The 12752-nt window shown below is 40.8% G+C and carries 12 protein-coding genes; 2 read left to right on the top strand and 10 right to left on the bottom strand.

Features of this window, described 5'->3' with window-relative positions; genetic code table 11:
* Positions 1-53: 53 nt before the first annotated feature.
* Positions 54-1427 (bottom strand): NADP-dependent phosphogluconate dehydrogenase, encoded by a 1374-nt coding sequence (gene gndA / locus CWC18_RS04650; RefSeq protein WP_138592016.1) that lies wholly within the window; start codon positions 1425-1427, stop codon positions 54-56.
* 497 nt (positions 1428-1924) lie between these two features.
* Between gndA and pyk the strand changes: the two genes are divergently transcribed.
* Positions 1925-3358: a pyruvate kinase gene (gene pyk / locus CWC18_RS04645; protein WP_138592015.1), complete on the top strand. Its 1434-nt coding sequence runs from the start codon at positions 1925-1927 to the stop codon at positions 3356-3358.
* Between the two features lie 39 nt (positions 3359-3397).
* Here pyk and CWC18_RS04640 read toward each other — a convergent pair whose 3' ends face one another.
* The 6 genes from CWC18_RS04640 to CWC18_RS04615 form a co-directional block, all read right to left on the bottom strand.
* Positions 3398-4222: a LytR/AlgR family response regulator transcription factor gene (locus tag CWC18_RS04640; protein WP_138592014.1), complete on the bottom strand. Its 825-nt coding sequence runs from the start codon at positions 4220-4222 to the stop codon at positions 3398-3400.
* Entirely contained in the window at positions 4222-5292 is a 1071-nt protein-coding gene (locus CWC18_RS04635; protein WP_138592013.1) for a sensor histidine kinase, read from the bottom strand. The genes CWC18_RS04640 and CWC18_RS04635 overlap by 1 nt, the downstream gene beginning before the upstream one ends.
* Before the next feature lie 141 nt (positions 5293-5433).
* Positions 5434-6990: a SulP family inorganic anion transporter gene (locus CWC18_RS04630; RefSeq protein WP_138674816.1), complete on the bottom strand. Its 1557-nt coding sequence runs from the start codon at positions 6988-6990 to the stop codon at positions 5434-5436.
* A gap of 131 nt (positions 6991-7121) precedes the next feature.
* Positions 7122-7580 (bottom strand): Lrp/AsnC family transcriptional regulator, encoded by a 459-nt coding sequence (locus CWC18_RS04625; protein WP_138592017.1) that lies wholly within the window; start codon positions 7578-7580, stop codon positions 7122-7124.
* Between the two features lie 70 nt (positions 7581-7650).
* Positions 7651-8292 (bottom strand): MBL fold metallo-hydrolase, encoded by a 642-nt coding sequence (locus tag CWC18_RS04620; RefSeq protein ID WP_138674815.1) that lies wholly within the window; start codon positions 8290-8292, stop codon positions 7651-7653.
* A gap of 1 nt (position 8293) precedes the next feature.
* Positions 8294-10078, bottom strand: coding sequence for a M14 family metallopeptidase (locus CWC18_RS04615; RefSeq protein WP_138674814.1), 1785 nt, complete (start codon positions 10076-10078; stop codon positions 8294-8296).
* A gap of 150 nt (positions 10079-10228) precedes the next feature.
* Between CWC18_RS04615 and CWC18_RS04610 the strand changes: the two genes are divergently transcribed.
* Positions 10229-11053, top strand: coding sequence for an SDR family oxidoreductase (locus CWC18_RS04610; RefSeq protein WP_138674813.1), 825 nt, complete (start codon positions 10229-10231; stop codon positions 11051-11053).
* Positions 11054-11366: 313 nt separating this feature from the next.
* Here the strand turns inward: CWC18_RS04610 and rplT are convergent, their stop codons facing one another.
* The 3 genes from rplT to infC all read right to left on the bottom strand — a co-directional run bounded on the left by rplT (position 11367) and on the right by infC (position 12685).
* Positions 11367-11726 carry a 50S ribosomal protein L20 gene (gene rplT / locus CWC18_RS04605; protein WP_010363887.1) on the bottom strand — a complete coding sequence of 120 codons (360 nt, stop codon included), beginning with the start codon at positions 11724-11726 and terminating at the stop codon, positions 11367-11369.
* A gap of 15 nt (positions 11727-11741) precedes the next feature.
* Positions 11742-11942: a 50S ribosomal protein L35 gene (rpmI, locus tag CWC18_RS04600; RefSeq protein WP_010363888.1), complete on the bottom strand. Its 201-nt coding sequence runs from the start codon at positions 11940-11942 to the stop codon at positions 11742-11744.
* Between the two features lie 182 nt (positions 11943-12124).
* Positions 12125-12685, bottom strand: a complete 561-nt coding sequence (gene infC, locus CWC18_RS04595) for a translation initiation factor IF-3 (protein ID WP_084622626.1) — start codon at positions 12683-12685, stop codon at positions 12125-12127.
* Positions 12686-12752 lie beyond the last annotated feature (67 nt).

Genomic DNA, 12752 nt, shown 5'->3' with positions numbered 1-12752 from the left:
TATCTGATCGGCATTAGGCATTTGGCCGGCTTTAAATTCAATAATATGGTGCTTTATCTTACCTTAGCATCAATTTCCACTAAGTCAGTTAAATGGCATGTTTCACTTGAGTGCGTTTTAATACCATGCTCACCAAAATAATCGCGTTGTGCTTGCACTAAATGACCATTACTTGGCGTGCTTAACGTTGCGATATACGTTTGTGTTGATGACAACACCGGAAATGCTAAACCACTTGAAACTGCCAGCCCCGTTACTTTACGCAATGCTGACATCTCTGTATGTAAGCCGTCAATAAACTCAACACCTTGCGCTACATCATCAAGGTAATCAGCACGGATAATACATCCAGCACGCCATGTCTGAAGTGTTTTAGCCAAGTCTACTTTCCATTGATGGGCACGTGATGCACCTTTAATTAACGCTAATCCCTGACGGTAACACAGTAAACTCGCCAAATAGAATGCTTGCTTTAATTCATCAAGTTCAACATCGATATTGATGGTATCTTTGTCAGCATAGGTCATTTCTTTTGCAGCATGTGTATCAATCGTATTGGTTAAATGACGCGCTTGTACTGCGGCAACAAGCGATGGTACAGCAATACCCAGCTCTAATGCGTTCTGAGCAGTCCAAAGGCCTGTGCCTTTTGCACCCACTTTATTATCGATTAAATCGACTAGTGATTCATTTTTTGCGGTCTCTAAACGTAAAATATGACTAGAGATTGATAATAGGTAGCTATTCAGTGTGCCTTCTGACCAAGACTCGAATACCTCTGCTACTTCTTTAGGTGAACGACCGGTGCCATGGCGCAGTAACTGATACATTTCAGCAATGAGCTGCATCAAGGCATACTCAATGCCATTGTGAACCATTTTTACAAAATGGCCGCTGGCAGACTGACCTACACGCGCAAAACATGAATCGCCATTATAACTGGCTGCAACTTTTTCAAACCATGGCTCGACACGCTCCCAACCACCTTCTGATCCACTTGCCATCATAGCTGGGCCATGACGTGCACCTTCTGCTCCACCAGAAATACCCATGGTAGCGAATTCAAATTTATTCTGATATTTTAATTTACGAGTAATACCATCTTTATAGTTGCTGTTTCCACAATCAACGATGATATCTTCCTTCGCGACACCCGCTTCGACCAAATCACCACACACACGATCAACTAATTCGCCTGCAGGAACCAGTAGTAAAATTGAACGAGGTGTTTCTAAACGTCTGACCATATCACCGAGATCTGAAACTATGTGTAAGCGCTCTGCCATGCCCAAAGATTGAGCACAGCTAAGTAACTCAGCACCTGCGTCAGGGTTTCTATCATAGGCAACTAACGTTAACCCCTTCTCAATTAGGTTTAATGCTAGGTTTTTCCCCATCACGCCTAAACCAACTAATGCAACTTGCATTTAGTTTCCTCCTCGGTAACTACAAAATTGTGAGTAATCTATTACTTCGCGCCGCATTATACCCTAGCTACTCGAAGAAGCCAGTGCATCACAGCGTATAACTTGCAAAGTCAGGCTAAATGTCCTTGCTAAACAACTTTTTTTTCACTAAGCATTTCTATGCGGTGTTTATTTAAGCAAGCGCCATTGAACACTCTGCTGAGAATACTTTAGGATATTCACTAAAAGCACCACCTTCGAGCTTAAAATACACAGATGTTAACTAGCATAGTGTCAATATCAGAGATTGACCAACACTGACACCGGTGTCATAATGATGTAATACAGATCATATAATTTAATCCAAGTGTAAAAAAGAGTTTAAGACCACATCTTTATACACATGATCTTTCTCATATGATGCATACACTGTTTGTTTTGTAGCAAGGCAAAACAGGTATCATCAATAGGTATGAATTTAAACAACCCTATAAATAGTAGGTCGACAGGAGATCCTGATGCTTAGACGCACAAAAATTGTAGCAACCCTTGGACCGGCAACAGACCGTGATAACAATTTAGAAAAAATTATCCGAGCGGGTGCAAATGTTGTAAGACTTAACTTCTCCCATGGCGTAGCGCAAGATCATAAAGACAGAGCTGAAGCGGTTCGTAAAATAGCCAAAGACCTTGGTAAGCATGTTGCCATTCTAGCTGATTTACAAGGCCCAAAAATTCGCGTATCAACTTTTAAAGAAGGTAAAGTAACTCTAGATGTAGGTGCTAAATTTACACTTGATGCCGATATGGAGCTCGGCCAAGGTACCGCTGAAGCAGTCGGTATCGATTACAAAGAGTTACCACAAGATGTTAAATCTGGCGACCTATTACTATTAAACGATGGCCTTATTCAACTTACCGTTGATTCCATCGATGGAAACCTAGTCCATACCACAGTGACTGTCGGTGGTGTATTGTCTAATAATAAAGGCATTAACCGCTTAGGTGGCGGCTTAACCGCACCAGCATTTACAGACAAAGACAAAGAAGACTTAATAACCGCTGCTGAAATCGATGTAGACTACATTGCTGTGTCGTTCCCTCGCAGTGGTGACGACATGCGTTACGTCCGCTCTTTGGCGGAAAAAGCAGGGTCAAATGCGCAGTTACTTGCAAAGATTGAACGTGCCGAAGCTGTTGAAACACAGGCAGATGTAGACGATATTGTCCTTGCTTCTGATGCGGTCATGGTAGCACGTGGTGACTTAGGTGTTGAAATTGGCGATGCTGCACTGGTTGGTAAACAAAAACTGATCATTAGCCGCGCTCGTTCATTAAACCGCACCGTTGTAACTGCGACACAAATGATGGAGTCTATGATCGACAACCCAATGCCAACACGTGCTGAAGTAATGGATGTAGCAAACGCAGTTCTTGATGGTACCGATGCAGTTATGCTATCAGCTGAAACAGCTGCGGGCGACTACCCTGAAGAAACCGTTGCAACGATGGCACGTGTTTGTTTAGGCGCTGAGTCACAACCAGAAATCCATGTGTCAAAGCACCGTTTAGACAGCATGTTCTCTGATACCTCAGAAACCCTTGCTTTGTCAGCAATGTATGCAGCAAACCATTTAGATAGCGTTAAAGCAATTGTGGCACTGACTGAGTCTGGTAAAACCGCGAAGCTCATGTCTCGTATTAGTTCGGGCTTACCAATCTATTCTTTATCACGTCATGCCAATACATTAGGCCAGACCGCACTATATCGCGGTGTATACCCGGTGTATTTTGACTCAACGACATGCTCTGACCACACTATGGTACGTGATGCATTAGCAACGTTAGTTGAAGCGGGTTCGCTAGAAAAAGGCGATACCGTCATTCTAACGCACGGTGATGCGATGGAGACAGTGGGTGCAACGAATACAATGAAAATTGTCACTGTATAAATAACCCCATTTGGGCGGCTTAATTCAAAGCTGCCCTTATTAGCTCGCTAAAGCGGCTTTGACCTTATCTCGATAGCTTCGACTCACTTTTAATTCTTGACCATTATCTAACACTAATAAATATTCACCACTGCTTTGCGTTACCAACTTAGTGATCTGTTTTGTATTCACAATTGCTGAGCGATGTACGCGAACAAACAAGGCAGGATCTAGCTCTTGCTCAAGCTCTTTCATCGTTTTCCGTAAGATATGTGTTTGACCATCACTACAGTGTAAGCACATATAATCACCCGCAGCATCGACCCACTGAATGGTTGCAGTAGAAACGCGGACTATCTCGCCCTGCTCTTTTACGGCTATTGACTCGGGGTACTTTTTATCAACCAAAGTATCGCCTGTAGCGAGCTTTTTAAGGATCTCTTCACAATTATTCCCTGTGATCCCCGCGACAAAGCTTGCGAGCTTTTTCTTATGCACATTGTCTTGCTGTGTTTTTAAATAACTTTGCACTTTTTCAACCGCCTGTTTTAATCTGTTGTCATCAACGGGTTTTAAAATGTAATCCAATGCGTGGATCTCAAATGCTTGCACAGCATATTGATCGAACGCAGTAACAAATACGATGGCAGGTAGTGGTTTAACACTTTCACTCAAAGCACGAGCAACCTCAAAACCATTCATCCCTGGCATTTGGATATCAAGAAAAACTAAATCTATATCATTTGTTTGGCACTGAGCGATTGCTTGCTCACCACCATTACACAATTCAACTACTTCTAATTCTGGAAATGATTTTAAACGAACCGCGAGACCTTTACGAGCCAATGGTTCATCATCAACAATCAATGTTTTAATCTTGCTCATTACTTCTTAGCCTTCTCAAAAGGAACCCGAATATTTACTTTTAAACCATTGGGAACATTAGGGGACAGTACAAACGAATAATTATTTTCGTATAACGTTTTTAGTCTATCTATAGTGTTGGCAATGCCAACACCTTGTGCGTTTTGTAAATGTCCATTTTTTAATTCTGCGCCGGGTCCATTGTCACCTACTTCTAACAATAGTTCATTGGCAAAAACTTGAGCTTTGATCTCTAACTTACCGCCCTCAACTAGATGCGCTATTGCATACTTAATTGAATTTTCAATTAAGGGCTGTAGTATAAGGCTAGGAACTAATGCTTGTTTGGCTTCTTCGCTCACCTCTACATCAATACTTAACCTTTCATCAAAGCGCACTTTTTCTATTTCTAAATAAAGCATTAACGCATGTAATTCTTGTTCTAGCGGGACCTTTTTTATCGGATCTGTGTTCAACGTATAACGTAAGAAGTCTGACAACCTTGATACCATTTGGTTTGCGTCTTTGTTTTCTTCAACCAAAACCAATGTGGAAATAGCATTAAGGGTATTAAATAGAAAATGCGGGTTTAATTGATAACGTAACATCTTTAACTGCGCTTCATGCGCCATAGTATTAGCTTTTAACGCTTTTTGACGTTCACTTTGCAGTAATTGATAGTATTTGATCCCAAAATACAGCCCACTCCAACATAACACAATGTAAACTGAGTCTAGGCCTTGCTGAAAATAGTAGAACCACTCTGTAGGTCGATAGCCATGTCGATATATCTCCCACAAATTGAATTTTTGAATGACGGCCCACAATGTCCCCGTAAAATATGAGGCACCGAACACCACAAGAATAAGCACAACAGGTGATGCATTCCAGATCCGCCGATAAAGATACCTAAGTGGTACCGTTAATAAACACCCTGCATACGCGTTAAGCACGATCACAAAAACATAGATGTCTCGCATCTCAAACACTTTCGAGCCAATATAATTAACCAAGGCATAGCCTAGCCAACCTGCTATTTGTAAAACCCAAAAAAATCGTTGTCGATTATCGACGAGTGCTTGCCAGTTCAACGGTATACTTAACTCCTATCATATTAATTTCATTATATATCAGTGACTACATTAGGATCACTGCCGATGGTCTCAGAATTGTTACGACTCGACGCAAATAAAAAAGGCACCTAAGGTGCCTTTTTGCGACTATATTATTTGTTATGCCAGTTTGTCTGACGCAACTTTATATTTCGGATCTTCAATTACATTAACTTCAACTAAGTCATTCGCCTTTTCAAGCAAATCTTTACAATCTTGGCTTAAATGTCTCAAATGTAATTGCTTACCTGCTTTAGTGTATTTTTCAGCCAAATTATCGATGGCCTCTATCGCACTGTGATCTGATACACGGCTATGTTTAAATTCAACAATGACATCTGCAGGGTCATTTGCAACGTCGAATAACTCACCGAAATTTTTAACGGAACCAAAAAACAGCGGGCCATGTAATTCATACACTTTAGAGCCTTGTTCATCAATATAATTATTAGTATAAATATGTTTAGCATGTTCCCAAGCAAACACCAATGCAGACACAATAACGCCTACACAAACCGCAATTGCCAGATCGGTGATAACGGTTACCCCTGATACCAGCACAATAACAAATGCATCCGTCTTGGGGATACGTTTCATTAAGCGAAAACTTGACCATTCAAAAGTGCCCAGTACAACCATGAACATAACACCCACCAGTGCAGCTAATGGGATCATCTCGATAAGGCTTGCCGCGAACAAAATGAAACCGAGTAATAAGAGTGCGGCTGTTATACCAGACAAACGACTACGCCCGCCAGAGTTAATGTTGATCATAGACTGGCCAATCATGGCACATCCACCCATAGCACCAAATACACCACAGGTCATATTGGCAGCACCCTGACCAATACATTCACGGTTACTATTACCACGAGTATCTGTAATTTCATCAATTAGAGTTAATGTAAGTAATGATTCAATCAAACCGATGGCAGCTAAAATTAACGCATACGGGAAAATAATCTTGAACGTTTCAAAATTAAACGGCACCATTGGAATATGAAATTCAGGGAAACCACCCGCAATCGTTGCATTCACGTCGCCTGACATATCTTTTAAATAATCAAGTACGGTACGCGCTTCTAGATCTAATCCAATCACTAAACCAGTTACAACTAATATTGCTGCTAATGACGAGGGAATAGCCGTGGTTAGCTTTGGTAAGAATTGAATAATCGCCATCGTTAATGCCACGAGCCCTGCCATAATAAGCAATGGTGAACCATCCATCCATTGTAGCTGCCCATCTGCATCCATTACCTTAAACTGACCTAACTGCGCTAAGAAAATAACAATTGCCAAGCCATTTACAAAGCCAAGCATAACAGGGTGAGGTACCATTCGAATGAATTTACCTAACTTAAAGACCCCTGCGAGTACTTGCAATATACCCATCAAGAGCACTGTTGCAAACAGGTATTCAACCCCATGTTCAACTACCAAGCTCACCATCACAACGGCTAGTGCACCCGTAGCACCAGAAATCATACCCGGACGACCACCAAATATTGAGGTAATTAAACCGACAATAAATGCAGCATATAAACCCACCAGTGGATCTACTTGTGCTACAAATGCGAAAGCGACAGCTTCTGGGACCAATGCTAATGCCACGGTCAAACCAGACAGTATGTCATTCTTAGCAGAGCTTGGCGCCTTGCCGATTAAATTAAACATTCATATCCTCTTGATTTACAACGAACAGAAAAGCGCTGGATTCTATCAAAATCCAGCGCTTTTAACAAATGGTGAACATTAACTATAGTACATTGTTATTATTTTAGTATGACAATGGTGCAGGCATTTTATTATAAAGGCAGTGCCGTGGTGCGCTTGACACAAGTCATCGTAACATTTGAATGCACTTCTTGTACAAATTCCAAATTAAGCAAATTATCTCGGACAAATTGCTCATACCCTTCTATGCCTCGAGAAATAATGCGTAACATAAAATCCATCGTACCGGCCATAGTGTAGCACTCTGTCACCTCGTCATAACTCATAATTAAGCTTTCAAACTCTGATAAATGGTTTCTTCCGTGATTTGATAAACGTACATGGGCATAAACCAACATATCAAATCCTAACTGCTTTTCATCGAGTAGCGCGACTTTTCCTTTAATATATCCATCTTGCTCTAGCTTCGCGATTCTGCGCCAACATGGTGATTGGGATAACCCAACTTTATCAGCGATCTCTGCTGTAGATAGACTTGCATCTTGCTGTAACAGTGCCAATATTTGACGATCAACTTGATTTAAAGACATATTTTCGTTCTTAATTTTAATTAAATTAGATAAATTATACATACAGAACTCATTTCTGTCTGCACTTTCCTTAGCCATACTGACCGCTCATAAATGGATTCGTACGTTTTTCATGACCAATCGAGGTGTTCTCCCCATGTCCAGACAGTACCAATGTTTCATCTGGGAGAGAAAATAGCGTGTGTTTTATTGATTCTTGTAATTGCGCTGAGTTTCCTTTAGGAAAGTCTGTGCGCCCTATACCGCCCTTAAATAACACATCACCAACGAACGCGATTTTTGCACTTTTTTCATAAAAAACAATATGCCCAGGTGTATGTCCAGGGCAAAAAAGCACCTCTAAGCGTATTTCCCCCACCAGTACTGTGTCTCCTGGCTCTAACCAATTATCGGGTAAAAAAGTCTCTTTAGGCGGAAAACCAAACATTTGAGCTTGCATTGGTAAAGCATCGAACCAAAAAAGCTCATCTTTATGTGGACCAATAATCTTTACATTAAGTTTATCTCGCAATATATCAGCCGCGCCAACATGATCGAGATGCCCATGCGTTAATAAGATAGCGTCTACCTTTAAACTGTGCTCTGCAATCACAGACAACAACTTATCAGGATCGCCACCAGGATCGATAACCGCACTTTTTCCCGTTACTTCACAAGTAATGAAGCGAGCGTTTTGCATAAACGGGGTTACCGGAATTGTTAATACTCGCACCCTACTCTCCAAATTCAAATAATACAGGGTACTTTAAATAAGCCTGATCATAAAAAGGGGTTTTCTTATACAGCCAGTCTAAACGCGCTTTAGCATTATTTGCGAATTCGCTATCTTCTCGTATTTTTTTGTCGAATTCTAACGCCATAGCAGGGTTATTTTTTAACATAGAACGGGCATAGGGTTCCAATGCATAATTTTCAACATACTCTGTTCGTTGAAAAATCGTATTGAATTCGCCCCACTGAAAAAATGAGTCTGGTGCTTCAGGGTGCAACAGATGCGTGACCAATTCTGACTTGTCTTGATTCGTTGAAACGTAATACCAATGAGTGAGCGAGCTCGCAGGTACTTCATCGAAAGCCACCTCCGCGCTGACCCTGAATCGCCCTTCAAAGGGAGAGCTTGCAAAACTATACTGAGTGATCACCGCTTGCTGTAAGCCTACTATCTCGTCATGTGAAGTGACTTTTTCTACTAATACTCCATGTAACTTTAATTTTTCCACAATATGCGGATAAGCTGGGGGTATATAAAATGCATTTGGCACCGTCACAGTTTTAGCTACATCTTTTTGCCAGAATATAGGCAGTTTGTCATAGAACTCTGGTTTACCCAAATACTTGGCTTCCATTTGACCGGATATGGCACTGTCAAAGTGCTTATATGTGATCCCTTTAAACTGAATATGATCCGGTTGTTTGGCATAACGACGTTGTACGACTAATTTTGCCGGTTTATTGGCAAATTCTTGACTAACAGCCTCTTTCAATAAAGTATGATCCTTAGCCAAAGCCGATACTGCACCATCTAAAAATACATATGTGCCTAACACTCGCTGCTTGTAAGGCTTTAATGAGTGGTTTTCAACTAAAATAGTAGGTACGCTTGCGAGATCACCCCAGCCATTTGAAAACCTCGGCGTAGCAACCCAACCCGCAAGCCCTTGTTTGAAATCACGCTTATTCATTACAAACACTAGAGGACCGGCAATATGGCCTTTCTTCATTAATGTATCGTCTATATGCGGTTTAAAATGCTCATCTAGTACTTTTGCAATGGCAGGTGACTCACTAGCAAATTGCGGGTTATAACCGTAAGTCACGTCGTATTGATAGTCAGCACCATCAGTGACATGGACGTCAACATAAAGATCTGGCTTATAATCCTTAATAACGGCCAAAATAGCGCGAACTTCCGGGGTATCTAGTTTCGTATAATCGCGGTTCAAATTTAAATTATTTGCGTTGGTACGAAAGCCCATTTTAATTGGACCCCGCTGATTAATTCGATTAAATTCACTTCGCCTCTCGTGCCCGTCAACATTCAAAATTGGCACAAATAGAATGTTAACCCTCAACAATATGTCTAAACGTTTGCCCGTTGCGATATCTCGCAGCAACATAAAGCCTGCATCTTTACCATCTATTTCACCAGCATGAATACCTGATTGGATCAACAACGTCGGCTTAGCGCTATTGGCAATATCACCTTGACTAAACTTACCCTGCTCAGACGCAACGAGCATTTTTATTGTTCGACCTACATTGCTTTTACCAATATCTACCGCTTTAAATTGAGTTGGATTTGCAGCCACTAACCGCTCAACAAATGCCATAGTCTGACTATAGTCAGGTGAGGCTAACCCACCACTTAACTCAAAATCAGTGGTTAAAGGCCCATTTTCCTGCATTAACTGCAAGCTTTTACCTTCCCACGCCATCTGTGGCGGTAAGTAAGCGTCCATACTAATTGTTGCTGATAACATAATAATACTGGCAATCATGCTGTATTCTCTAGTTCTTTGCCGGAATAGCACAATTATATCAATATTTTATTTAACAGCTTACAATGTGCGGTGATTCAACAAAAATATGCAGCTAATAACATGTTGCTCACATATTTACGGACTTTTAGCTAATACAAAGACAATATTATGAAAACGATTTTAATTACAGGGTGTTCAACCGGGATCGGCTACTATTGCGCAACTAATCTACATAAAGAGGGCTATCGAGTCATCGCGTCATGTAAACAACAATCTGATGTAGACACACTTACTAAGCAAGGGCTTACATGCATACAGCTAGACTTAGCGTGTAACAAGAGTATTCATGAAGGCTTTAACCTTGCTCTTGAATTGTGTAATGGCCAATTAGACGCCTTGTTTAATAATGGTGCCTATGGACAGCCAGGTGCTGTGGAAGACTTACCAACCGACGCATTACGTGCCCAATTTGAAGTCAATGTCTTTTCTTGGCATACCATGACAAATTTGGCTGTCAAACATATGCGTACTCGAGGTACTGGCCGTATTATTCATAATTCTTCAGTATTAGGATTGGTCGCATTGCCTTATCGAGGTGCTTACAACGCCAGTAAATTTGCCTTGGAAGGGCTAGCCGATACGATGAGAATGGAGCTTTCTAACACAAATATCCAAGTGAGTTTAATTGAGCCAGGCCCGATATTATCTAAGTTTAGAGAAAACGCGCTACACGCTTTTATGAGAAATATTAATGTTAAAAACAGCGCACATACTGAAAATTACCAAAAGCAACTAAATCGCCTTGAATCTGACTCTACACCACAAGCTTTTACGTTGGGTCCTGATGCTGTATATAAAAAATTACTGCATGCACTTAACGCAAAAACAGCTAAACCCAGATATTACGTAACCTTCCCAACGTACTTAATGGGTTACCTAAAAAGGTTACTGAGTACACGCATGTTAGATAAAGTTCTACTTAAGACCAAATAACAAATTATAAGTTTAGGCTGTGCCCCTACGTAAATTGCTAGGGTTTTTTAATATGCTTGATGAAACTGGCTAAATACACGATTTAACCGAGCCAATTAAACAGAATGTAAACATGTTCATTACCGAACACCAAGTCTATTTCAAATTGAGATATCCCCTTCCAATGGGCAATAATCTTGCTGAGTGGGTGTTTTAAATACAGATTAATTTGTATTAGAGGATGGGTTTTATCTTCAAGTATAACTTATAAGATATGAGCAAGATCAAAAAAAGGAGCCCATGGCTCCTTTTTGGCATAATAAGTATGAACTTATTAAGCAGTAAGACTTTCTTTTGCTTTTGCAACTAGTGCTGCGAAAGCTACTTGATCGTATACTGCGATATCAGCTAGGATCTTACGATCGATTTCAATCGATGACTTTTTAAGGCCATTGATGAAACGGCTGTAAGATAGGCCATTTTGACGTGAAGCTGCATTAATACGTGCAATCCATAGTTGACGGAATGTACGCTTCTTAGCTCTACGGTCACGGTATGCATATTGACCAGCTTTAGTGATTGCTTGGAACGCTACGCGGTAAACACGTGAACGTGCTCCATAGTAACCTTTAGCTTGTTTTAATACTTTCTTGTGACGTGCACGTGCGACAACGCCGCGTTTAACTCTTGCCATTTCTGATATCCTCTGTTAAGCGAATGGTAACATACGGTTGATAAGACCAAGGTCATTTTTATGAACCATAGACTTAGCACGTAGGTGTAGCTTACGCTTAGATGATTTCTTAGTCAGAATGTGACGAAGATGCGACTGCTTGCGCTTAAAACCGCCTGAAGCAGTTTTCTTGAAACGCTTCGCAGCGCCTCTGTGTGATTTTAGCTTATAAGCCATTGCAATAACTCCAATAGTATTGCTTAAACAAATGTAAGTAGGCGGATGTTGCCATCACTTGGAAGGCCTAACTTACAACCATATTCCGGTGAAGGGTCACCCCTTTCTTTAAGACCGGTCAATACAGGTGGCCAGAGGCACTTTAAACCTGTATTAAATTCGCGCGCATTCTACCGTACCTATTACTTTTTAGCAATAGGGGCCATCATCATTATCATTTGACGACCTTCAACACGATTTGGGAAAGACTCAACAATTGCTAAATCTTCTAAATCGCCTTTAACACGGTTCAATAAGTCGATGCCGATTTCTTGGTGTGCCATTTCACGGCCACGGAAGCGAATAGTGATTTTAGCTTTGTCGCCCGCTTCTAAGAATTTTCTTAGGTTACGTAGCTTAACTTGATAATCACCTTCATCAGTACCTGGACGGAACTTGATCTCTTTGATTTGGATCTGCTTCTGCTTTTTCTTCTGTTCTTTTTGTAATTTTGCTTTTTCAAAAATGAACTTACCGTAATCCATCACTTTACAGACGGGGGGTTCAGCATTTGGACTTATTTCAACTAAATCCACACCTAATTCATCAGCAATCGCCTGAGCTTCTCTTAACGACATGATTTTCGGTTCTTGGCCTTCTACACCAGATAATCGAACTTCTTTCGCTGTTATTTCTTCATTGATACGATTTTTTTGAGCTGTAGTTTGCCCTTTTTTTCCGCCTCTAATGGTACGTTCCTCCAAGAATATCAAAATATATTGTGTGCAGTTTGAATCTAGCTACTGCACACAGGTTTTATTACTTACATTT

The organism is Pseudoalteromonas aurantia, assembly GCF_005886875.1.
Lineage (GTDB): Bacteria > Pseudomonadota > Gammaproteobacteria > Enterobacterales > Alteromonadaceae > Pseudoalteromonas > Pseudoalteromonas aurantia_A.
This window is presented reverse-complemented; position numbering and strand designations above follow the sequence as displayed.